This window comes from Aggregatibacter aphrophilus ATCC 33389 (genome assembly GCF_900636915.1).
Classification (GTDB): Bacteria; Pseudomonadota; Gammaproteobacteria; order Enterobacterales; family Pasteurellaceae; genus Aggregatibacter; species Aggregatibacter aphrophilus.
The window spans coordinates 1,970,401-1,992,513 of record NZ_LR134327.1 but is presented as its reverse complement, the minus strand read 5'-3'; the positions used below and the strand labels follow the sequence as shown (position 1 = coordinate 1,992,513).

Here is a 22,113-nt window from a genome sequence, read left to right as displayed (position 1 = left end):
GCGACAATGAAAAAAACGTTGCGTATTCTGACTGCACTTTTCCCCTTGTTATTGTCTGCCCCTCATGCCTTGGCGCACGCACTTTATGTGTTTGCCCAGTATGATGGGCAGGCCGTAACAGGGAAATCCTACTATTCCGATATGACCCCCGCCGCCGAAACCTATGTGGAAGTGGTGCGCCATGGGGAAAATCAGCCGTTGTTGACGGGGAAAACCGACAATAACGGTTATTTTTACCTTCCGTTAAAAGTAGAACCGAATATCGCTTTAAAAGTGGTGGTAGAAGGGGAAGAAGGTCATCGTGCAACGGTGGTGGCGGATCGCATCACCGCGAAGCCAAGCACGGCAACTCAAACGAGCGATGAAAGTCTGCTGTTACTGCGTGGCGATATTGCACAGTTGCGCGATAAAATTTATCTGCACGATATTTTAGGGGGCATCGGTTACATTGTGGGCATTGCGGGTATTGTCGCTTGGTTAAAAGCCCGCAAATTAAGAAAAGGACATCAATAATGCATTTATCGGAAGGTGTATTGCATACACCGGTGTTATTGGCAGGCGTTGCTTTAGCTGTGATTGGTGTCACTGTTGGATTGCGCCGTTTGGATAGCGAACGTTTGCCTTTGACCGCATTGTTTGCTGCGTCTTTTTTTGTCGCGAGTACTATCCATGTGCCCGTAGGCATCGGTAGCGTTCATTTGATTTTAAATGGCATGGCAGGGTTGTTTCTTGGTTGGGCGGTATTCCCGGCCTTTCTAATTGCCTTGTTGTTACAGGTGCTGTTTTTTTCCTTCGGTGGCTTTACCGTATTGGGCGTAAACTTGTGTGTGATGGCGTTGCCTGCAGTGGCGGCGCATTACTTATTACGCAGTTATTTGCAGCCTGACATGGGGCTCATGGCGAAACTGTTCACCGGTGTGGGTGCCGGCGTAATTGGCGTAGGCGGCGCGGGGGCGTTAGCCTCTCTTGTCTTGTCGTTGGATGGTGGCAAACATTATCAGGATTTAATCGCCTTGTTGTTGCTGTCTCATCTGCCTGTATTTGTGTTGGATAGCATTATCAGCTACGGCGTGATTTCCCTACTCGGTAAAATGTATCCCGCTGCGTTACAACCTGTTGTTGCCTCACCGAAAACCATTGGCTACAACGAACGGTGTGAGCAATGATCTCCGCTTTTCAGCGTTTTTTTACACCGCACTTTTTTGCACCTCACTTGCGCCTGATTTACCTATTCCTTTGGGGGTTGGTGATCAGCGCCTTGTCGAAGCCCTCCTTGTTGCTATGGTTAAACGGAATCACCTTAATCTTATTGGTGATCTTGATTTATCGTAGTAGCGATCCTTATTTTCCTTATCTAAAACGCTGGCTGGTATTCAACATTTTTACTTTATTGCTTTGGGTGGCATTGAGTTGGCGTATTGGCGCTGATGGTGTTGAACTTAACCCGTCAGGCATCGATACGGCGCTGTTAATCAGTTTACGCATGAACCTGTTGTTGTTTTCGTTATGGTTGTTGCTGTGGAAAATGAACGATGCGATGTTGGTACAAGCCATCGGGAAATTGCCTTTGCCACCCAAATTAATTTGGCTTTTTGTACTCACGGTGCGTTATATTGCTTTGTTAAGTGAATTACGGCAGAAAATGGATTTGGCGATGCGTGCACGGGGTTATCATGCGGGATGTAATCGACGCACTTTATATGTCACTGCGCAACGGGTGGCTCTCTTATTGGTTCATGCTTTACTCAAAGCCGAAACAGCGCAAATTGCCCTTAAATGTCGTGGGTTTCGTTTCGGCGAAAAAACAAAATTAAGCGGGAAAAAATGACGGTTTTACAAGTCAATGGATTGCAAATTAAACGGGGTGAACGACGGATTATTGATAATCTGTCTTTTCAAATTGAAGCAGAACAACGTTTTTTCGTGCAGGGAGAAATCGGTACAGGGAAAACCACCTTATTGTTTGCTTTGTTAGGCTTTGTCCCTGTTACTCGCGGTGAGATTCGTCTATTCGGGCAGTTGTGTCGGGAAGAAAAAGATTTTGCGCCTTTTCGTGGCACGGTGGGGTTTTGTTTTCAGCATGCCGATGACCAACTGTTCGGACCAACAGTGCTGGACGATGTAGCATTTGGTCCTTTAAATCAAGGCTTGCCGCGTCAGCAGGCGTACGCTATTGCTTTGCAGCAACTGGAACGCTTTGGTATCGCCCACTTGCAGAACCGAACCGTGCATACGCTGTCCGGTGGCGAAAAAAATTTCACCGCTTTAGCGGGCGTATTGGCGATGCAGCCGAAAATGTTATTGTTAGATGAGCCGACTAACGGGTTGGATAGCAAAAATACCGAAAAACTGACCGCACTTTTGCGCGACTTGTCGTTGCCTATGTTGGTGGCGTCTCATCATCGGGGCTTTACCGCGCAATTGGCGGACGATATTCTGACTTTATGATCTCAATCAAAACCCCACATTGATGTTGTGCTATCCTTAGCATGTTCTTATTTTATAGCGATAAATCAGGGGGATATTATGTGTACGACTTGTGGTTGTGGTCATCCGGAACAGGTCAGAATTGGTGAAGTAGGACATTCTCATCATGATCATGACGGCACAAAAAGTGCGGTCAAAAATCCAAACTTTTCTCATTTCAAATTTCATGCGGCGGAATCTGCTTCCGACGCAACTGAAACGCAAAAACGCCTGTTAAAAGTAGAGCAGGATGTCTTAGGTAAGAACAATCAAATCGCGGCGCACAACCGCTTTCTTTTCCAGCAACAACATATTCTTGCATTGAATTTGGTGTCTAGCCCGGGTTCCGGCAAAACTACTTTACTCACCACCACGTTAAACGCGCTGAAAAATGACCGCACTTGTTATGTCATTGAAGGCGATCAACAAACGGAAAATGATGCAGATCGTATTCGCGCCACCGGTGTGGCGGCGATTCAAGTAAATACCGGCAAAGGGTGCCATTTAGATGCGCAAATGATCAATGATGCCCTGTTCAAACTTGAACCGAAACAAAACAGTCTGCTGTTTATTGAAAACGTAGGCAATCTGGTTTGCCCGTCAGAATTTGATTTAGGTGAAAAAGCCAAAGTAGTGATTTTGTCTGTCACCGAAGGCGAGGATAAACCGCTGAAGTACCCACACATGTTTGCCGCTTCTAAGTTAATGATTTTAAATAAAGTCGATCTATTGCCATACCTTAATTTTGACGTGGAAAAATGTATCGCTTATGCCAAACAGGTGAGTCCGCAAATTGAAGTGATTCAACTTTCTGCCACCACAGGCGAGGGCTTAGAAGAGTGGTTGGCGTGGTTACAGGCGCAATAAACAATGAAACAGTAAGGAGACTGTTATGCAGTTCATTGATGAATTTCGCGATCCGAAATTAGCCAAAAGTTTGGTGGAACACCTCGAACATCTGATGGCGCAACTTCCACAATATACCCCGGAAAATCCGTTATATCTCATGGAAGTCTGTGGTGGACACACCCATACCATTTTTAAATTTGGCTTAGATCGTTTGTTGCCGAAAAGCATTGAATTTATCCATGGTCCCGGTTGCCCCGTGTGTGTGTTGCCGATGGGACGCATTGATGTGTGCATTGAAATTGCGCAAAAGCCTGGCGTGATTTTCTGCACCTTTGGTGATGCCATGCGCGTGAAAGGGCGCCGTGGTTCCTTGTTGGAAGCCAAAGCGAAAGGCGCCGATGTACGCATCGTGTATTCACCGTTGGATGCGATGAATATCACAGTGAACAATCCTGACAAAAAAGTGGTGTTCTTTTCTCTTGGTTTTGAAACCACCATGCCGAGTGCCGCGGTGACTTTGCAGCAGGCGAATAAATTAAATATTCAAAATTTCTGGGTGGTCTGCCAAAACATTACCATCATTCCAACGCTACATAGTTTGCTTTCACAAGATTATGTAAAAATTGACGGCTTCCTTGCCCCGGGGCATGTGAGCATGGTGATCGGTACTTCGCCTTATCAATCCATTGTGGATAAATACCACAAACCTTTCGTCATCACGGGCTTTGAGCCGTTAGACATTTTGCAAGCCATCGTGATGTTGGTGCAGCAATTTGTGGACGGACGTTGCGAAATTGAAAATCAATATAAACGTATCGTGCATTCCGAAGGTAACTTGCTGGCGCAACAAGCCATGCGCGAAGTGTTCCAACTGAAAAAATCCAGCGAATGGCGTGGCTTAGGTGAAATTGAAGAGTCGGGTGTAGAACTGACCGATGCTTATAAACGCTTTGATGCGGAAGTGTATTTCCACAGCCAACCGCAACAAGTGGCGGATGACCCGAATTCTCGTTGTGGCGACGTGCTCACCGGCAAATGCAAGCCTTCAGATTGCCCGTTATTTGGCACGCAATGTAACCCGGACAATGCCTATGGCGCTTTGATGGTGTCCTCGGAAGGGGCGTGTGCCGCCTATTATCAATATCGGAGAGAATAATGACAGATTTCATCACCATGGCACACGGCAACGGTGGCGGTGCCATGCAAAAGCTCATTCAGGATTATTTCGTTGAAGCCTTTGATAATCCCATTCTTGCGCAAGGGGAAGACCAAGCCCGCTTGCCATTAGCTGAGCTCATGGCACAAGGGGAGCAGCTTTCTTTTAGTACCGACAGTTTCGTTATCGATCCGATTTTCTTTCCCGGTGGCAATATCGGCAAACTCGCTGTGTGTGGCACATTAAACGATGTGGCAGTGTGTGGTGCCGTGCCGAAATATCTCTCTTGCGGTTTTATTTTAGAAGAAGGCTTGCCGCTAGCCGAACTCAAAGAAATCATTCAAGCCATGGCAAAAACCTGCCACGCTGCCGGTGTGCAAGTGGTGACGGGCGATACCAAAGTGGTGCAAAAAGGCGCGGTGGATAAAATCTTCATTAACACCAGTGGCATTGGTGTTATTCCGCAAGGCATTGATTGGGGTATGCACCGTATTGAAGCGGGTGACAAGATTATCGTCAGTGGCACTATCGGCGAACATGGCGCGACCATTCTCAACTTGCGTGAAAGCCTGGGGATTCAAACGGATCTCAAAAGCGACTGCGCGGTTCTTTCGCCACTCATCGATTTATTGCGAACGATTGAGGGCGTAAAAGCCGTACGCGATGCCACTCGTGGTGGCGTAAATGCGGTATTACACGAATTTGCCGCCGCCCAACAATTAGGCATGCAAATCAACGAAGACGATTTACCCATCCGCCCTGAGGTGCGCGGAATTTGCGAATTGCTTGGGCTGGAAGCTTTAAACTTTGCCAACGAAGGCAAATTGGTGATCATTGCCTCTCCTGAAAAAACACCCGAAATTCTGACCGCACTTCATTCCCACAAATTAGGTAAAAATGCTGCCGTGATTGGCGAAGTGACGACGGATAAAAAAGTAAGATTATTAGGCAGTTTCGGTCAGTCAAGGTTGTTGGATTTGCCGATGAATGAGCCGTTGCCGAGGATTTGTTAGGGATCTTACTTTCTTTGCTTGCACAAAAGAAAGTAAGCAAAGAAAAGTGTACCCCTGCTTTACCGCGATTCCTCGCTCACTTGTAATTTTCTTAACGAAAATTTTCGAACTCGCTACGCTCAAACAGACGAAAATTTCCTAAAAATTGCAAATCGCTCGGGCGGTTCAGATGGGGCCCATTTTATTTGAGCGTTATTAGTTAAAAGTGCGGTGATATTTTGGATTGTTTTTTGCGGTGAAAAACGTTTGGGATTTCAACCGCACTTTTTCGCTTTAAATTCCCCAAAGGGGAATGACTATGCTTAACCTAGGGTAACTTGTTACCCTAGGCAAAAAATGGCCAAGGCGTCCACGCTTAGATCAAAAGAGGAGCTATAAAACATGAATCCGTCCAAAGTTCAACGAGACAAATTGCACCAACTAACGGATTTGCCGAATGTAGGAAAGTCCGTTGCGGAGGATTTGCGGAAACTGGGGATTAACACACCGCAGGATTTGTTAGGGCGTGACGCCTATGCCATGTATTACAAGCTCTGTGAATTAACCAGTATGCAGCATGATCCTTGTATGATAGACGTCTTTTTATCTTTAACTGATTTTATCCAAGGAAACGATCCAAAGCCTTGGTGGGTATTTACCGCACAGCGTAAGGCTTATTTATCGCAATTAAACAGACAATAACGGCATTTGTTTTGATGCGATTATCTTTTACTGACGCGCGTCCTGTGTTTTTGTTTTGCACGCGTCGGGAGACGCGCGCTATCGAGGGCTATTAGGGACTATGAGGTAGTTTTACTACATCACCGATTTGGATATTTACCCCCGCCTAAAAATCACGGCCAAATCATTCGGGCTAAATCGCCATCCGTCTAGGTCACCATCAGCCAATGCGTTATAGCACCATTCGGAACAAAAATATTTTGACCGTTTTTGTTTGATGCCAATAACCACACCGATAGCTCCCCACCAGTCGTATTTCATGCCTTTTGTTTGGTTGAAATAATTCAGGATTTGATTTGGATCTCTGTTACGTAATTCAATTAAGTCCCACTTACCGCTCATCATGTCGATTTCTTTACAGCGCACACCGCCATCTTGTACAGACGACGAAAAGCACTGGTATATTGTCTCCTGTTTATGGTGGTCGCCACCGGTGGGTTTAATTTTCTCAATAACAAGCTCACAATGAGAATATTTGCCCTTTGTAAGAAAGCGTGTTATTGCGTCAGTCGCCGCTTTTAGAGGTTCTTTTCGAAAAGAACGTTTGTGTTTGTATAACGCCAAATACACTTTATCAGTCATATTGTAATCCTCCATTAGGTTATCCATTTGTTTGCTAGTATCGCGATAAATTGTCTGCATTTGCTCAAGCGTTAAATTTTTGTGCCGAAACTTATATTTCCCTCTCTGCCGGCATGTGGCCATAAGTGCTATTTATAATCAATGTTATCAAAATACCTCTAAAAAACCACCGCACTTTACGCATTTTTTCTTGCATAATCTGCCGCTCCCCGATAGCGCACGCTTCCCAGCGTGTGCTGTAACACATTGATATTAGGGAACGCGTTAGGAAATATGCGTTATCTCTAGCGCTGAAAATCAATCTATCAGATCTAACTTTTCCTTGGTATATTCCAGCATTTTTTCTGCTGTTTCTTTGTCATAGGAGAAACCGGTTTTGTGAGCGAAGGACTGGGCTTCTTGGTGGAAGAATATTTGGGTAGCCAACAGGGATTGAGTGAGATTCTCTTGGTTGGGGAAGTCAAACAGCGCTGCGAGAGCCTTCTCTTTTTCAGCAGGCAAATACTGAAAGAGGTATTTGTAATTTTTGCCGACATCTACCAGTCCCTTATCTGCTGCTACCTGCCAGGCTAAAAGTTTGAACAATTCTTTCTGACAAATCTCATAGAGATGATCCGCTGCATAGATTAATTGATGGCGGCGAATGCCTTTGACCACATAGGCTGATACCCACCAAAATTCATTGCAGGATTTTTCAAAATCAGTCGCAGTCGCTGGTGCTGTCCAATAGCGTCGGGGAGCAGATGCATGGGCCTGAAAGAGCCCGTGTGGGTCGGTCAGCACTGTGAAATCCGCTTCGCTATCCAGCCACTCTTTAATATGTTCCTTGGGACAGAGAGTCAGATCAATCCGATTGCCATCTTCAAAGAGCATAAGAAAGAGCTGGCGATGTTCTAGGGAAACATGCTGCTCAATCATCCGTTTACCAAACCGGTCTAGCCAAGCGAGGTCGGCTACGAGGCCATCCAAATTTTCTACGAGGTAGACTACATCATAGTCTTGGAACTCATCCTTTAGTGCCTTGGGAGTGGCCCGCGAACCGGACAAGGCGACGGTGTCAACTTGCAAGACCTTGGCGGTCTGTAAAATCACATCAAGTATTTCAGTTTCAGTTCTCATGTAACCCCTCCGATGGCGCGACCTTCCGACGTGTACCTTATTTTTTGTTTTCAGTACGCGTCAGGAGGTATGCACTATCAAAATGATAAAACATCACTAAACCTCACCGCACTTTACGCATTTTTTCTTGCATAATCTGCCGCTTCGGCAATAAGTTCTTCGCTTGGTCTTTTACCGGTGTAGAGTTCGAATTGCTCAACAGCTTGTAACACAATCACTTCGGCGCCGGAGATGGTTTGTTTACCTAAGGCTTGGGCGGTTTTGATTAATGGGGTGTCGGCAGGTTGAGCGACCACATCAAATGCGGTTTTCGCTTGACGGATCATGGCTTCTGGGAAGGCGAGATCGAATGCCTCTTTGCTACCTTTCATGCCGATTGGTGTAACGTTAATGAGAATGTCTGCAGTTTGGTTGTCGAGGGAAGATATGTAATCGTAGCCATAAAGTGCGGCTAAATATTTGCCTGTTTTTTCGTTACGGGCGAAGACGTTGAGTTTTTCAAAGCCTGAATGCTTAAACGCCGCCACGACCGCTTTTGCCATGCCGCCGCTGCCGTGCACGATCACGCGGTCGTTCTTATTTAATTGGTATTTCTCGATAAGCTTAACAATGGCAATGTAGTCGGTGTTGTAGGCGCGTAAAACACCGTTGTCATTGACGATAGTATTGACCGATTCAATGGCTTGCGCGGAGGGTGAGATCTCGTCTAAAAACGGCATGCAACTTTCTTTGAACGGCATAGACACGGCACTTCCACGAATGCCTAAGGCACGAATGCCTTTTACGGCGTGTTCGATGTCATCGGTGGTGAAGGCTTTGTAAATGAAATTCAAGCCAAGTTTTTGATAAAGATAATTGTGAAATGTGGTGCCGAAGTTGCCGGGACGACCGGAGAGGGACATACAGAGTTGGGTATCTTTGTTAAGCATAGGAAGCCTCCCGTTTATAGATAAAGAAATGATGTGATGAGTATAGCAGATAGCTGGTAAAACGTTTGGAAAACCGACCGCACTTTTACGAATTATGATCCCATTGATGCTTCTATAGATGGCGCGCGTCTCCTGACGCGTGCCCTTTACTGGCTTACTTCGGCACGCGTCAGCTATGCGGTTTCTATCTCATTGAATTGAAAACTTGCGATGACTGCCTGTCCTAAACTTAGTCCCCCATCTCCCATCGGGAACTGGTGCGCACTCAACACCTGAAATTCTGCTAAATTTTCTTTAACCAATCGCCGTAGTAATTGGTTGTGCCAAACGCCGCCGGATAACACGATAGTGTTGCAATGATGTTGATTGGCTTGTTGGCGGGCGAGACAGGAAAGACCTTGAGCGAAGGCATAGTGAAAGATGAATGCTTTGTCGGCCGGGGAGGCATTAAGGGCGATCCAGGCTTGCCAGAAGGTGGCGAGATCCAACTTGTTGTCTGCGTTAATCGGCATGAGTGTCGGCAACTTTATATCTTGTTGATGTTGCTCGCTGAGATCCGATTGAGTGGCCAAGACTTCCAATTGGCAGGCAGCTTCACCTTCCCAACTCAGTTGTGGTGGGGTGATACCTAAAGAGAACGCCACAGCGTCAAATAAGCGTCCGGCGGAGGAAATTCGTGGGCTATTGAGGTTGCGCTCAATGGCTTTGGCGAGAAGTTGCCAGTCGTAGTCAGCGCAAGTTTGGGCGGCGATTTCCTGCCAGTTTGGTACGAATTGATGTAAATGAGCTAGCCAATTACGCCAAGGTTGTTTGGCGGCAAGATCGCCACCGGGTAGAGCGACGGCAGGCAAGCCGCCTAAATAGCGATAATGTTTTTCATCTACCAGCAGGCATTCTCCCCCCCAAAGTTGCCCGTTTTCGCCCATGCCGATACCGTCTAACGCAAGCCCGATAACCTGTTCATGGCAGTGCTGTTCTGCCATCACACTGACAATGTGGGCGTGGTGGTGTAGCACTTCCACATAAGGAATCTGATAGTGTTCTGCCAACCGTTTACCAACTTCATGCGTGAAATAACCCGCGTGCGCGTCAATGGCGATAAGCTCCGGCTTGAATTGATAAATTTGACAAAATAGCGCGATATTCGCTTCTAATTGAGACCGCACTTTTTCGTTCGATGTGTCACCGATGTGTTGGCTGACGATGGCTTTATTTTGGCGTAATAAACAGAAAGTGTTTTTTAAGTCGGAGCCTAGCACTAGTACATTGCGCGGGCTGTGGTGATCCAACAGGGTTTCGTCAGGTACATAGCCTCGGGCGCGGCGTAGTGTTTCTACTCCGTCAAATGCTAGTCGTACGAGGGAATCGTCGGCACGTTGTAAAATATCGCGGTTGTGGCAGAGGAAATAATCCGCCAAATCACTTAAATTTTCGACCGCACTTTGATTGTCCAATACTGGCGGTTGGCCGCTTGGGTTAGCAGATGTCATTACCAAGGTGCGATCGGCTTCTTTGAGTAATAAATGTTGTAACGGATTGCTCGGCAACATAACGCCGATTTCGTTGAGTTTCGGTGCAATTTGCTCGGCTAATGGTGGCGCTTTGTGTTTTGGCAATAATACGATAGGTGCGGCAGTGCTTGTAAGCTGCTCAATTTCCTGCTCGGTTAAATCTGTCAGCACATTTAAATTCGGTACCATGACGGCCAAAGGCTTACTTGGACGGCGTTTTCGATCGCGTAATAATTGTACGACTACCGGATTGGCTGCGTCACAAGCTAAATGGAACCCGCCGATGCCTTTGATAGCGATGATATGGCCTTCGTGCAGCAAAAGTGCAGCTGTTTTTATGGCTGTTTTTTTGTCAATGAGACGGCCTTTTTTGTCTATTAGCCAAATGTGTGGGCCGCAGACGGCACAGGCGTTGGGTTGGGCGTGAAAGCGCCGGTCGGCCGGATTTTTGTATTCTTCTGCACAATCAGGACACAACGGAAAATCGGCCATAGATGTATTTTTGCGGTCGTAGGGAATGGCTTTAATAATGGTAAAGCGCGGTCCGCAGTGGGTGCAGTTGGTAAAAGGGTAGTGGTAGCGACGGTTAGTTGGGTCAAATAAATCTGCCAGGCAGGCAGGACAGGTTGCCGCATCGGGAACAATTTGGGTATCCATTGCGTTATTCTCACTTTCGCGGATTTCAAAGCCTTCAAAGTGCGGTGGATTTTCCCAGTGTTTTTCGTGTTGTTGAATATCGGTAATTAGTGCAAGAGGAGGTAGTTTATGTTGCAGATCGTGTAGAAATTGTTGCAACTGTTGTGCTGTCGGTTCTAATAGCCGAATTAATACGCCTTGTCCATCATTGTTAACATCGCCGCGAAGGGCATATTGTTTTGCTAACAGCCAAACAAAAGGTCGGAAACCGACCCCTTGTACCTTGCCTTTTATGCGTAATTCAATCCCTTTCATATTGCTTTCCGAGAATTTTGCTGAGTCATTATCTTTTAGTAGTTTAATTTAACAGTACGTTTTGATTTTCTGTAAACGTTACAAAATTGTCATATTATTAACAGCTTATTCATTTTCACAAGTGATATTTTACTGCGTTTATCTGCTTGTAATTACTGTATTTTATAAAAAATGAAAAAATCATGATCTCCGTCAAACAATAATCCTTTTGAGGTATAAATTATTTTGGGGCGGGAGTATCCTTATGAAAAGGGTGGTTATTTGACTAACTCTTTTTTATAGGGGGAAAATATGAATCGTTTTGTTATCGGTGATCCGAAAGATTGCATTGGATGCAACACCTGTATGGCCGCTTGTAGCGAAGTGCATAAAGCCTTCGGATTACAATCTTTTCCACGATTACAAGTTATGCGTAATGACGATGTAACCGTGCCAATTCTCTGCCGTCATTGTGATGATTCACCATGTGCTACTGTATGTCCGGTACATGCTATCACGCATATTAATGACACCATTCAACTTAATGAAAGTCTTTGTATCGGTTGTAAACTTTGTGGTATTGCTTGCCCATTCGGCGCGATTACCCAACATGGTTCCTCACCGATAGACGCACCTACGTATTACGAGGGATTCTCCTTCACTGATGCGGTAACACGGGATATTCGCACCGCACCGGATAATACGGATTTACACAATATGCTGGCATGGCAACCCGGAGTGAAAGCCATTGCAGTGAAATGCGATCTTTGCTATTTCCGTGAAGATGGTCCGGCTTGTGTGCAAACCTGTCCGACCAAAACGTTATTTATTATCAGTGATGAGAGTATCAAACAGGCTAACCAAAGAAAACGTGAAATGGCGATGGTCTCTTCGCCGGCCATTCCAAGATAGTTAGTTTGTTTAACTCGTTAATCAATGGAGTGAAATTATGAGTTTACCAATTAATTTACTCATCACGACCCTGTTGATTTATGTCGTCGGTGCGTTTATTTCGCTTGCGGTTAGACGAAATGAACAACTTTCAATCAATATATCCGGCGTGACCGGTGTACTTGCTGGAGTGTTAGGTATTGTTGCCTGCATCCCCGTTCTGATCAGCAGCGACACAGTCGTTGATGTCTTCCAAACCCCATTTGAATTTGCCCCGTTCTCAATCCGCATTGACGGATTAGCCGCGTTTATGGTGTGCGTGATTTCTTTGTTAGTGATTGTGACCGCACTTTATTCTTTCTCTTATGTAAAAGAATACAAAGGCAAAGGCGCAGGTTCCATGGGCTTCTTTATGAATTTATTTATCGCTTCAATGGTCGCTTTAGTCACCAACGATAATGCCTTCTACTTCCTTGTATTCTTTGAAATGATGTCATTGGCATCCTATTTCTTAGTGCTTACCGAACAAGATGATAACGCCGTAAATGCAGGCTTGCTGTATTTCTTTATTGCACATGCCGGTTCGGTGTTGATTATGATCGCCTTCTTCATTTTCTACTGCTATGTGGGTAGCTTTGAATTTAGTGCATTCCGTCAAACCAACTTGCCGGTGCCGCTTGCCTTTACCGCCTTTATTTTGGCATTTTTGGGATTTGGCGCAAAAGCAGGGATGATTCCGTTGCACAGTTGGTTGCCGAAAGCTCACCCGGCTGCGCCTTCTCATGCGTCTGCCATGATGTCCGGCGTGATGGTGAAAATTGGTATCTTCGGGATCATTAAAGTAGGCGTTGATCTTCTCGGTTCTACCAATGTTTGGTATGGCGTCATCGTGCTTGGTTTCGGTGCGGTGTCTTCTGTACTCGGCGTGCTTTATGCGTTGGCAGAACATGACATCAAAAAATTGTTGGCTTACCACACTGTAGAAAATATCGGCATCATTATGATGGGTGTTGGCGTGGGTATGATTGGTATCGCGACACACCATCCTGTGTTGGCTACCGTGGGTTTGCTTGGTGGGTTATACCATTTGCTTAACCATGCCGTGTTCAAAGGCTTATTATTCTTGGGCGCGGGCTCTATGATGTATCGTTTGCATACCAAAGACATGGACTTAATGGGTGGCTTAGGCAAACTTATGCCTTACACTGCGTTCTGTTTCTTAATCGGTACCATGGCGATTTCCGCATTGCCACCGTTTAACGGTTTCGTCAGTGAATGGTTTACTTATCAATCCTTATTCACATTAAGCCAAAGTGATGATTTCGTATTAAAACTTGCCGGTCCGATTGCCATCATTATGTTAGCGTTGACCGGTGCGTTGGCGGCACTTTGTTTCGTGAAAGTGTATGGTATCAGCTTCGGTGGTGCACCGCGTAGTGAAAAAGCCGCTAATGCCCGTGAAGTACCAAAACCAATGGTTATTGCCATGGCTGTGTTGGCATTATGTTGTGTGTTGTTAGGTGTTGGCGCTTCTGTAGTGACCCCAATTATAGCGAAAATTTCCACCGCACTTGCTAATACTGAACCGTTAACGTTGGCGCAAAACGGCGTGGTGGTAGCGCAAGCTGAACCGCATACAGTGCTTTCAACACCAATGGTCACTATTATGCTGTTGGCGTTCTTCTTCTTGCCGTTTATCTATTATGCCTTCACCAAAAATCAACGTTTGTCCGATCGTGCGAAAGGCAATCCATGGGCTTGTGGTTATGCTTATGAGCAAGATATGGCAGCCTCTGCGGGCAGTTTCACCCGCCCGTTACGCACGATTTTTAAACCGCTTTATACCTTGCGCGAAGTGTTGGATCCTGCGCCTTTAGGTGATAAAGGCATCCAAGCGGTGATCAAAGGAGCGACCAAAACCGAACCGTTCTGGGAAGAAAAGGTGACCATGCCGATCGCCCATTTTATTCCTTGGTTAGGGACAAAACTTCAATGGCTGCAACAGGGCGATTTCCGCGTGTATTGCGTGTATTTCGTGATTGCCTTGGTGGCAGTACTGCTTTCCATTGCGTTGATGTAGGAGGTTGAAAATGATTACGTTACCTTCAGAAATTGCAACATCTGCCGGAATGTTTGTATTTGCCATTGTGCAAGCCTTGATTCTACTTGCCCTTGCACCGTTATTTTCCGGCATTTCACGCATGATCCGCGCCCGTATTCAGTCCCGTCGTGGTCCGGGCGTGTTGCAGGATTATCGCGACATCGCGAAATTAATGAAACGCCAAAATATTTGGCCGGACAACGCGGGCTGGGTCTCCAAAGTCATGCCTTACGTGTTAATCAGCACTGTCATGGTGGTGGCTATGAGTTTACCGTTGTTTACCCGCGTGGCGCCATTTGGTGCAGGCAGTGATTTAATCACGGTAATTTATTTATTCGCCTTGTTCCGTTTCTTCTTTTCCATTGCCGGTTTAGATTCTAACAGTAGCTTTTCAAGTTTAGGTGCCAGCCGTGAAGTGACATTGGGCGTGTTGGTGGAACCAATTTTAATGTTGGCATTCCTTGTGATTGCGTTAATTGCGGGTTCAACCAATTTAGCCGTTATCGGTAATGCACTTTCGGAAAACAGCTGGCAATACCCAGTCGCTACAGTGATTGCTATCGCCGCCGCGTTCTTCGCCGTGTTTATTGAAATGGGTAAAATTCCATTTGATTTGGCAGAGGCAGAACAAGAATTACAAGAAGGTCCGTTGACCGAATATTCTGGCCCGGGACTCGCCTTATTAAAAGTCGGCTTAAGCTTAAAATCTATGGTAGTTGCTTCCATTTTTGTGAGCGTATTGCTTCCATTCGGTATCCCTACTGAGATGAGCTTAAGTGCGGTTGTTTTGGGTGGCGTTTTATTCTTCGTAAAATTGTTGGTGGTGTTCGTGTTGGCTTGTGTCTTTGAAAACACGCTTTCCCGTACCCGCTTTATGTTAACAGGACGTTTAACCGTGGTCGGCTTCGGCATTTCTGTGTTGGCGTTTGTGTTTTACTTCACAGGGTTGTAAGGAGGACAAATATGGAACGTTTAGCTCTGATTACAATCATTTTACCTTTCGTCGGCGCGTTTATTGTCGGTTTGAACAAAAAACACTTTGCTCAAATTGCCACTGTATTTGCTGCACTTGCTACGTTGGGAACAATGTTAGTCGCTGGGCAATGGTTTGCTGATGGGCATCAAAGTGTCACTTATGACATTGTGGCTTTTGATAAAACCGCCATCTTCGGCATTACTCTTGATGCGGTAAGTACCTTAATCGCCTTTGCCGTCGTGGCCCTAGGGTTCTTAATCTGCTTATATTCTTGCGGTTATTTAACCGATAAAAACCGTGAACATCCACATAACGGGTTGCCACGTTTTTACGCATTCTTATTAATCTTTATTGGTGCTATGGCCGGCTTGGTGTATTCCTCCACTTTGGCAGGACAATTGTTGTTCTTCGAAATTACTGGGGGATGTTCTTGGGCGTTAATCAGTTATTACCAAACACCAAAAGCTCAAGCGGCAGCAATGAAGGCCTTGATTATCACTCACGTGGGGGCAATCGGGTTATATATTGCGGCAGCCTATCTGTTCAGTCAATCCGGTACGTTCTCCATTACTGCGTTAGAACATTTGGATCCGAGTGCGAAAACTATCGTGTTATTTGGTGTGATGTTTGCAGCATGGGGTAAATCAGCGCAATTGCCAATGCAAATTTGGTTGCCGAACGCCATGGAAGCGCCGACACCGGTGAGTGCGTATTTGCATGCTGCGTCTATGGTGAAAGTTGGGGTCTATATCTTCGCTCGTTCTGTTATGTCCGCCGGTGATATTCCACATATTGTGGGTGAGGTGGGCATCATCATGGCGATGATTACCTTAATTTACGGTTTCTTGATGTACTTGCCACAAACAGATTTAAAACGTTTATTGGCGTATTCAACCATTACCCAACTTTCTTATATTTTCATTGGGATTTCTCTGGCTGCACTGGGTTCTAAACTTGCCTTTGTTGCAGCGATTAGCTACATCTTCAACCATGCTTTCGCGAAGAGTTTGTTCTTCTTGGTAGCCGGTTCGTTAAGTTATGCCACCGGAACCCGTTCTATGCCGTTGTTGCAAGGCATTATGCGCACTATGCCAGTGGTTGGTGCAGGATTCGGTGTTGCGGCTTTGGCTATTGCTGGGGTTCCACCGTTTAACGGATTCTTCAGTAAATATCCGTTATTCGCTGCCGGGTTTGAATTAGGCCATGAATATGGCTGGATCACTTGGTTGATGGTGCTTGCTTTAATTGAATCTACCGCGACATTCGTGTGGTTGTTGTATAAATTCGGACAATGTGTCATCGGTAAACCGTCAGAAGCAGTAGCCAAAGCACAACCAATAACACTTTCAATGAGCGTTGTATTGGTAGTTCTCATGGTGATGTCCGTCTGCTCTAGTTTTATTGCCGCATATTGGCTGGGTTTGGCCGGTTAGGTTAAGGAGGAATCTATGTTAATGATAAATGGTCTTGCGTGTTTACTCATTATTACCTCTCTTTGCGTAATTATGGTGCGAACCGCCAAAAAAGCTGCGTTATTTTATAGCTTGCAATCTTTGGTATTGGTATTGCTGTTTGTATATCTTGCCTATGAAATGCAAGCCCATGAACTTTATATGTGGTCAATCAGTGCATTTATTACCAAAGTGATTTTAGTGCCGATGATTTTAGTCTATGCCATGAAAAAAATTGACGAAAATCAAACACCTGTCGGAATTAATGTCGCTTGGTTGATCCCGATCACAGCAGTGATAGTGACATTGTGCTATTTTGTAGTCATCCCAATCGATTTGCCGTTGGTTGCACATCTTAAACCGGCGCTGTCCGTGTCATTAAGTCACTTCTTGTTAGGTTTGGTGTGCATCGTCAGCCAACGCAATATCGTGAAACAAGTGTTCGGTTATTGTCTGATGGAAAACGGTTCTCATCTCACATTAGCCTTATTGGCAAACAAAGCACCTGAGTTAGTGGAAATCGGAATTGCCACAGATGCTATCTTTGCCGTCATCATAATGGTGGTGTTGGTGAACAAAATTTACCGTACATTCCATTCATTAGATGCCAAACAACTTATGAGTTTGAAGGGGTAACGCTATGTATGAACAATGGATAATCGCGTTATTAATCGCACCTTTAGCAATATCACTTGCCAGTTTTGCCTGCAGCGTGACAAAAACGCGTACAATTTGTACCGCACTTCATGTTACAGGGCTCATCTTAATGTTTGCTTTCTCATTGCAGGTTATCACCGGTGTGCTTACACAAGGTGAAATCAGCAGTTTGGGAAACTGGATTCATGTTGACAGTTTGTCAGCTATCTTCTTAGCCTTAATCAGCGTTGTCGGCGGTCTGGCCGGTGTTTATTCTATCGCTTATATCAATCGTGAATTTAACGAAGGCCACATTGATCTTAAGACCTATTGTAATTACTACGGATTTCTACATCTTTTCTTCTTTACGATGATTTTATCCGTAACAACCAATAACTTAATTTTAATGTGGGCAGGTATTGAAGCGACTACCTTAAGTTCCGCTTTCTTGGTGGGAACCTATAAGCAAAAGACTTCGCTTGAGGCAGCTTGGAAGTACATTATTATTTGTTCTGTTGGGGTGGCCTTTGGATTGTTTGGCACGATTTTAACTTTCTCTAACGGTACCAACCTCTTGGCGGATCCTAGCCAAGCCATTTTCTGGACAGCAGTCAATCAACAGGCTTCTGACTTACACCACGGTTTGATGTATCTTGCCTTTGCGTTTATTTTGGTTGGTTTCGGCACCAAGTGCGGTCTGTTTCCGATGCATACTTGGTTGCCTGACGCTCACAGTGAAGCGCCAAGCCCAGTCAGTGCGGTACTTTCCGCTGTGTTATTGAATTGTGCCATGTTGGTGGTATTGCGTTATTACATTTTGGTTTCTAAAGCCGTGGGTAGCGATTACCCGCAAACCCTCATGTTAGTGTTTGGCTTGCTTTCCACCGGTGTCGCATCGTTCTTTATCATCATGCAACATGATATTAAACGTAAATTGGCGTATCACAGTATTGAAAACATGGGCTTAATTAGCTTTGCCTTTGGCTTAGGTGGTCCTGTTGGCGCCTTTGCAGGATTACTGCATACCATCACTCACAGTTTGGCAAAAGCCTTATTGTTCTGTGCTTCCGGTAACATTTTATTGAAATACCGTAGCCGTGATATTCATGAAGTGAGCGGTTTATGGCGCACCATGCCGTTTACTGCCGTGTTATTCGCCGGTGGTGCGTTAGCACTGGGCGGTATGCCACCATTTGGTATGTTTACCAGTGAATTTGCCATTGCGGTTGCCGGTATTTATGCCGGTAAAACATGGTTAATCGTTTTGTGTTTAATCTTCTTAACTATCGCGTTGGCAGGGTTAACCACCATGTTATTGAAAACGGTACTAGGCAAACCGAAAGAAGGCATTGAAGTCGGTGAGTTGAATAAATCCTCGGTTGTCATTTTGGCAACGTATTTGTTACTTCTTTTATTCATGGGGATTTATATTTCTGAACCGATTTTACAGCTTTTGACAAATGCGGTGGGCATTGTGTTAGGACAACCTAATGTGTCTTTTGGTGATATGTTAGTTTTACCTTGGCAAAGTTTAGCGCAATGATCGACAAGAGGGGGAATATATGGAATTAACGAAAAATACATCGGTCGATCCAGCCAAAATGATTGGCAAAAATTATATTGAAGCAATTAATGCGAAATTTCCAAATACAATTTTGGACGAGGAGTGGTCAACACCGAATCAGGTCACACTAACCATTAAAACCAATATGTTGCCCGATGTGGTGGAATATCTTTATTACCAACATTATGGCTGGTTACCTTTGGTGTTTGGGAATGATGAGCGTTCGATTCATGGCAATTATGCGGTGTACTATGTACTTTCTATGGAAGGGGAAGTGAAAACCTTTGTCACCATTAAAGCCTTAGTCGATCCTGTGACCTTGGAGTTTCCGTCCGTTACACCGAAAGTCAAAGCGGCTGTCTGGGGTGAGCGCGAATTGTTCGATATGTACGGCTTAAAAGCGGTCGGCTTGCCTGATCAACGCCGTTTGGTATTGCCGGACGATTGGCCGGATGATCTTTACCCGTTACGTAAGGATTCTATGGATTATCGCTTACGTCCTGATCCGACAACCGCGACAGAAACATACGAGTTTATTAACGAAAAAGGCGAAGCACGCATTGTGCCAATAGGGCCGTTACATATCACCTCTGACGAACCGGGACACTTCCGTTTGTTTGTGGATGGGGAAGATATTATTGACGCGGATTACCGCTTGTTCTATGTCCATCGTGGTATGGAAAAATTGGCGGAAACCCGTATGGATTACGACCAAGTGAACTTCCTTGCTGACCGTGTGTGCGGGATTTGCGGTTTTACTCATAGTGTAGCCTATGCCAATTCCGTAGAAAGTGCTTTGGGTATTCAAATTCCGCAACGTGCTCAGTGGATTCGTGCCATTTTGTTGGAAGTAGAACGGTTGCACAGTCACTTATTGAACTTGGGGCTTTCCAGCCACTTTACCGGCTTTGATACCGGCTTTATGCAATTCTTCCGTGTGCGTGAAAAATCCATGACCTTGGCAGAAGTACTCACCGGTGCCCGCAAAACGTACGGTATTAACCTCATCGGCGGTGTGCGTCGTGACATGTTGAAACATCAACGTGAGCAATGTATCAAGCTGATTGGAGAAATGCGCGAAGAAGTTAAAACCTTGTCGGATATTTTGTTGAATACGCCAAACATGGAACAACGCACTGTTGGCGTGGGTATTTTGGCAAAAGATATTGCCCGCGATTTCAGCCCGGTTGGCCCGATGGTTCGTGGTTCCGGCTTTGCCCGTGACGTGCGTAAAGTGCATCCGTTCTCAGGCTATGGTGATGTTCCTTTCAATATGTTCACCGAGGCCAACGGCGACGTGTTATCCCGCGTGAAAGTGCGGATTAACGAAGTGTTTGAGTCCATGAATATTATTGATTATATGGTGGATAATTTGCCTGGTGGCCCTATTTTAAAAGAAGGTTTTAATTATACGCCGGGACGTTTTGCCCTCGGTATTACCGAAGCACCGCGTGGCGAAGATATTCACTGGTCAATGCTAGGAGATAACCAAAAACTTTTCCGTTGGCGTTGTCGTGCAGCGACTTATGCTAACTGGCCAACCTTGCGTTATATGTTACGTGGTAATACAGTGTCTGACGCACCGCTTATTATCGGTAGCCTTGACCCTTGCTATTCCTGTACCGACCGCGTTACTGTGGTGGATGTACGAAAACGTAAGGCACAAACCGTAGATTACAAAGAAATTGAACGCTACGGTATTGAGCGTAAAAATTCACCATTGAAATAAGCGAGGTGGAAAATGTTTAAGTTACTTAAAACCGTGTTTAAAACTGGTGATGCGACAACGAAATATCCGTTTAAACCTTACGAAGTCGATGAGGATTTTAGAGGCAAACCGGATCTCAATTCCGATCAATGTATAGTATGTGCCGCCTGTACGATGACGTGTCCGGCTAATGCGTTGACCATGCGAACCGATCCAGTCACAGGCGAACGTACATGGTCGTTGTTCCTCGGCCGTTGTATTTTCTGCGGACGTTGCGAAGAGGTTTGTCCAACAAAGGCTATTCGGTTGACGCAAGATTTTGAATTATCGGTGGCTAATAAACAGGATCTTTTCCAAGAAACCACTTTTGCTACAGTGACTTGTCAGGAATGTGGCAAACCGTTTATTTCTTATAAAGAGCTGAATTACACCATTGATTTATTTAAACAAAGTTTGGGCGACCCAGAATTAGTCAAACAAAAATTGACGGTGCTGCATACTTGCCCGGTTTGCAAACGGCAACACAGTTTGGAAAAAACCGCAAACATGGAATCCAATATGCGGATGAAACTTATCGATTTTAAAGAGCCGGTTCGTCTGAATTTCAAACAAATGATCGAACAGCGGGAAGAAAGTGCGGTTGGTTTTTCTAACGTTTTAGCAGGAGGCGAAAAACGATGAATACACAAATTCCAATGCCGGTAAACGGTATTTCAACGCCATTCAGTATTGATGAAAATATCGCCAAAATGAAACAAGCCCTGTTGAAGAATATTCAACGTTCGGCGTATGTATATCGTGTGGACTGTGGCGGTTGTAACGGTTGTGAAATTGAAATTTTTAGTACTATCACACCGGTTTTTGATGCAGAACGTTTCGGGATCAAGGTGGTGGCGTCACCGCGCCATGCGGATATTTTATTGTTCACCGGCTCAGTTACCCGAGCCATGCGAACTCCGGCTATGCGTGCTTACCAAGCCGCACCGGATCCGAAAATTTGTATTGCCTACGGCGCTTGCGGTTGTGGTGGCGGAATTTTCCATGATCTTTACTGTGTCTGGGGTGGCTCCGATCAAATCGTTCCAGTTGACGTGTATATTCCGGGCTGTCCTCCAACACCTGCAGCCACCATTTATGGTTTTGCCATGGCACTCGGTTTGCTCGATCAAAAACTCAAAGGTAAACAAGAAAAAGCCGACCCGAATGCCGAAGCCAAATTGCGTTTCCCAACGATTCCGTTGGATTTGCGCATTAGTCTTGAGCGCGAAGCTCGTCGTCTTGCTGGTTATCGTCAAGGTGGTAATATCGCCAATCAATTTATGGCGATGATGTCGGAAGATGATAAGGTGCCATTTGGTGTGCGTTTAGGCGAATATCTAGAACGTGAAGCAGATCCACGTTTAAGCGAAATCATCAATCGCTTGCATGCGATTAGTTTGCCGTTTTCGGGATGATTTCACGTTATAGAAGCAGTAGCGCACGTCTCTGATGTGTTGCTGATAGTTAAATCA

At 45.3% G+C, this 22,113-nt stretch carries 21 protein-coding genes; 17 read left to right on the top strand and 4 right to left on the bottom strand.

The features are described 5' to 3' along the window. Nucleotides 1–6: 6 nt before the first annotated feature. The 8 genes from EL144_RS09570 to EL144_RS09535 all read left to right on the top strand — a co-directional run bounded on the left by EL144_RS09570 (nucleotide 7) and on the right by EL144_RS09535 (nucleotide 6,165). A complete protein-coding gene (locus tag EL144_RS09570; protein ID WP_005703964.1) occupies nucleotides 7–513 on the top strand; it encodes a hypothetical protein in 507 nt (168 codons plus the stop codon). Then, on the top strand, nucleotides 513–1,166 hold the full coding sequence (gene cbiM / locus EL144_RS09565; RefSeq protein ID WP_126379419.1) for a cobalt transporter CbiM: 654 nt from the start codon (nucleotides 513–515) through the stop codon (nucleotides 1,164–1,166). The genes EL144_RS09570 and cbiM overlap by 1 nt, the downstream gene beginning before the upstream one ends. Next, nucleotides 1,163–1,828 (top strand): CbiQ family ECF transporter T component, encoded by a 666-nt coding sequence (locus tag EL144_RS09560; RefSeq protein WP_050332813.1) that lies wholly within the window; start codon nucleotides 1,163–1,165, stop codon nucleotides 1,826–1,828. Before cbiM ends, EL144_RS09560 begins: the two co-directional genes overlap by 4 nt. Next, nucleotides 1,825–2,448: an energy-coupling factor ABC transporter ATP-binding protein gene (locus tag EL144_RS09555; protein ID WP_032995195.1), complete on the top strand. Its 624-nt coding sequence runs from the start codon at nucleotides 1,825–1,827 to the stop codon at nucleotides 2,446–2,448. The genes EL144_RS09560 and EL144_RS09555 overlap by 4 nt, the downstream gene beginning before the upstream one ends. A gap of 78 nt (nucleotides 2,449–2,526) precedes the next feature. After that, nucleotides 2,527–3,333 (top strand): hydrogenase nickel incorporation protein HypB, encoded by an 807-nt coding sequence (gene hypB / locus EL144_RS09550; RefSeq protein ID WP_005703970.1) that lies wholly within the window; start codon nucleotides 2,527–2,529, stop codon nucleotides 3,331–3,333. A gap of 25 nt (nucleotides 3,334–3,358) precedes the next feature. After that, entirely contained in the window at nucleotides 3,359–4,471 is a 1,113-nt protein-coding gene (gene hypD / locus EL144_RS09545; protein WP_005700924.1) for a hydrogenase formation protein HypD, read from the top strand. Then, a complete protein-coding gene (gene hypE, locus EL144_RS09540) occupies nucleotides 4,471–5,484 on the top strand; it encodes a hydrogenase expression/formation protein HypE (protein WP_005703971.1) in 1,014 nt (337 codons plus the stop codon). The genes hypD and hypE overlap by 1 nt, the downstream gene beginning before the upstream one ends. Nucleotides 5,485–5,865: 381 nt before the next feature. Then, nucleotides 5,866–6,165 carry a helix-hairpin-helix domain-containing protein gene (locus EL144_RS09535; RefSeq protein ID WP_005703972.1) on the top strand — a complete coding sequence of 100 codons (300 nt, stop codon included), beginning with the start codon at nucleotides 5,866–5,868 and terminating at the stop codon, nucleotides 6,163–6,165. Nucleotides 6,166–6,300: 135 nt separating this feature from the next. Here EL144_RS09535 and EL144_RS09530 read toward each other — a convergent pair whose 3' ends face one another. The 4 genes from EL144_RS09530 to hypF all read right to left on the bottom strand — a co-directional run bounded on the left by EL144_RS09530 (nucleotide 6,301) and on the right by hypF (nucleotide 11,296). Next, entirely contained in the window at nucleotides 6,301–6,786 is a 486-nt protein-coding gene (locus EL144_RS09530) for a hypothetical protein (protein ID WP_005700919.1), read from the bottom strand. Between the two features lie 297 nt (nucleotides 6,787–7,083). After that, nucleotides 7,084–7,905: an aminoglycoside 6-adenylyltransferase gene (locus tag EL144_RS09525; RefSeq protein ID WP_005703974.1), complete on the bottom strand. Its 822-nt coding sequence runs from the start codon at nucleotides 7,903–7,905 to the stop codon at nucleotides 7,084–7,086. 113 nt (nucleotides 7,906–8,018) lie between these two features. Further along, nucleotides 8,019–8,834, bottom strand: coding sequence for a shikimate 5-dehydrogenase (locus tag EL144_RS09520; protein ID WP_005703975.1), 816 nt, complete (start codon nucleotides 8,832–8,834; stop codon nucleotides 8,019–8,021). Nucleotides 8,835–9,007: 173 nt separating this feature from the next. After that, a complete protein-coding gene (hypF, locus tag EL144_RS09515) occupies nucleotides 9,008–11,296 on the bottom strand; it encodes a carbamoyltransferase HypF (protein WP_050332815.1) in 2,289 nt (762 codons plus the stop codon). Nucleotides 11,297–11,587: 291 nt separating this feature from the next. On the opposite strand from hypF, the gene EL144_RS09510 reads away from it, so the two are divergent. Genes EL144_RS09510 through EL144_RS09470 form a run of 9 tightly spaced genes read left to right on the top strand, consistent with a single transcriptional unit; the run spans nucleotide 11,588 to nucleotide 22,056 of the window. Beyond that, nucleotides 11,588–12,187, top strand: coding sequence for a 4Fe-4S dicluster domain-containing protein (locus EL144_RS09510; RefSeq protein ID WP_005703979.1), 600 nt, complete (start codon nucleotides 11,588–11,590; stop codon nucleotides 12,185–12,187). 37 nt (nucleotides 12,188–12,224) lie between these two features. After that, nucleotides 12,225–14,246: a hydrogenase 4 subunit B gene (hyfB, locus tag EL144_RS09505; RefSeq protein ID WP_005703980.1), complete on the top strand. Its 2,022-nt coding sequence runs from the start codon at nucleotides 12,225–12,227 to the stop codon at nucleotides 14,244–14,246. Nucleotides 14,247–14,256: 10 nt separating this feature from the next. Next, a complete protein-coding gene (locus tag EL144_RS09500) occupies nucleotides 14,257–15,219 on the top strand; it encodes a respiratory chain complex I subunit 1 family protein (protein ID WP_005700910.1) in 963 nt (320 codons plus the stop codon). Between the two features lie 11 nt (nucleotides 15,220–15,230). Next, nucleotides 15,231–16,676, top strand: a complete 1,446-nt coding sequence (locus EL144_RS09495) for a hydrogenase 4 subunit D (protein ID WP_005703981.1) — start codon at nucleotides 15,231–15,233, stop codon at nucleotides 16,674–16,676. Nucleotides 16,677–16,691: 15 nt separating this feature from the next. After that, nucleotides 16,692–17,330, top strand: coding sequence for a hydrogenase 4 membrane subunit (gene hyfE, locus EL144_RS09490; RefSeq protein WP_005700907.1), 639 nt, complete (start codon nucleotides 16,692–16,694; stop codon nucleotides 17,328–17,330). A gap of 4 nt (nucleotides 17,331–17,334) precedes the next feature. Continuing rightward, entirely contained in the window at nucleotides 17,335–18,873 is a 1,539-nt protein-coding gene (locus tag EL144_RS09485; RefSeq protein ID WP_005703983.1) for a hydrogenase 4 subunit F, read from the top strand. Nucleotides 18,874–18,892: 19 nt separating this feature from the next. Continuing rightward, nucleotides 18,893–20,623, top strand: coding sequence for a hydrogenase large subunit (locus tag EL144_RS09480; RefSeq protein ID WP_005703984.1), 1,731 nt, complete (start codon nucleotides 18,893–18,895; stop codon nucleotides 20,621–20,623). Nucleotides 20,624–20,635: 12 nt separating this feature from the next. Further along, nucleotides 20,636–21,283: a formate hydrogenlyase complex iron-sulfur subunit gene (locus EL144_RS09475; RefSeq protein ID WP_005703986.1), complete on the top strand. Its 648-nt coding sequence runs from the start codon at nucleotides 20,636–20,638 to the stop codon at nucleotides 21,281–21,283. Next, nucleotides 21,280–22,056 (top strand): NADH-quinone oxidoreductase subunit B family protein, encoded by a 777-nt coding sequence (locus tag EL144_RS09470; protein ID WP_005700903.1) that lies wholly within the window; start codon nucleotides 21,280–21,282, stop codon nucleotides 22,054–22,056. Before EL144_RS09475 ends, EL144_RS09470 begins: the two co-directional genes overlap by 4 nt. Nucleotides 22,057–22,113 lie beyond the last annotated feature (57 nt).

Excerpts from the sequence above, each read along its gene's own strand:
- EL144_RS09555 (WP_032995195.1), top strand. The coding sequence starts at position 1,825 with ATGACGGTTTTACAAGTCAATGGATTGCAAATTAAACGGGGTGAACGA.
- hypB (WP_005703970.1), top strand. The coding sequence starts at position 2,527 with ATGTGTACGACTTGTGGTTGTGGTCATCCGGAACAGGTCAGAATTGGT.
- EL144_RS09475 (WP_005703986.1), top strand. The coding sequence starts at position 20,636 with ATGTTTAAGTTACTTAAAACCGTGTTTAAAACTGGTGATGCGACAACG.
- EL144_RS09480 (WP_005703984.1), top strand. The coding sequence starts at position 18,893 with ATGGAATTAACGAAAAATACATCGGTCGATCCAGCCAAAATGATTGGC.
- EL144_RS09560 (WP_050332813.1), top strand. The coding sequence starts at position 1,163 with ATGATCTCCGCTTTTCAGCGTTTTTTTACACCGCACTTTTTTGCACCT.
- EL144_RS09520 (WP_005703975.1), bottom strand. The coding sequence starts at position 8,834 with ATGCTTAACAAAGATACCCAACTCTGTATGTCCCTCTCCGGTCGTCCC.
- EL144_RS09510 (WP_005703979.1), top strand. The coding sequence starts at position 11,588 with ATGAATCGTTTTGTTATCGGTGATCCGAAAGATTGCATTGGATGCAAC.
- cbiM (WP_126379419.1), top strand. The coding sequence starts at position 513 with ATGCATTTATCGGAAGGTGTATTGCATACACCGGTGTTATTGGCAGGC.
- EL144_RS09485 (WP_005703983.1), top strand. The coding sequence starts at position 17,335 with ATGTATGAACAATGGATAATCGCGTTATTAATCGCACCTTTAGCAATA.
- EL144_RS09570 (WP_005703964.1), top strand. The coding sequence starts at position 7 with ATGAAAAAAACGTTGCGTATTCTGACTGCACTTTTCCCCTTGTTATTG.
- EL144_RS09470 (WP_005700903.1), top strand. The coding sequence starts at position 21,280 with ATGAATACACAAATTCCAATGCCGGTAAACGGTATTTCAACGCCATTC.
- hyfE (WP_005700907.1), top strand. The coding sequence starts at position 16,692 with ATGTTAATGATAAATGGTCTTGCGTGTTTACTCATTATTACCTCTCTT.
- EL144_RS09500 (WP_005700910.1), top strand. The coding sequence starts at position 14,257 with ATGATTACGTTACCTTCAGAAATTGCAACATCTGCCGGAATGTTTGTA.
- EL144_RS09525 (WP_005703974.1), bottom strand. The coding sequence starts at position 7,905 with ATGAGAACTGAAACTGAAATACTTGATGTGATTTTACAGACCGCCAAG.
- hypE (WP_005703971.1), top strand. The coding sequence starts at position 4,471 with ATGACAGATTTCATCACCATGGCACACGGCAACGGTGGCGGTGCCATG.
- hypD (WP_005700924.1), top strand. The coding sequence starts at position 3,359 with ATGCAGTTCATTGATGAATTTCGCGATCCGAAATTAGCCAAAAGTTTG.
- EL144_RS09530 (WP_005700919.1), bottom strand. The coding sequence starts at position 6,786 with ATGACTGATAAAGTGTATTTGGCGTTATACAAACACAAACGTTCTTTT.
- EL144_RS09535 (WP_005703972.1), top strand. The coding sequence starts at position 5,866 with ATGAATCCGTCCAAAGTTCAACGAGACAAATTGCACCAACTAACGGAT.
- hyfB (WP_005703980.1), top strand. The coding sequence starts at position 12,225 with ATGAGTTTACCAATTAATTTACTCATCACGACCCTGTTGATTTATGTC.
- EL144_RS09495 (WP_005703981.1), top strand. The coding sequence starts at position 15,231 with ATGGAACGTTTAGCTCTGATTACAATCATTTTACCTTTCGTCGGCGCG.
- hypF (WP_050332815.1), bottom strand. The coding sequence starts at position 11,296 with ATGAAAGGGATTGAATTACGCATAAAAGGCAAGGTACAAGGGGTCGGT.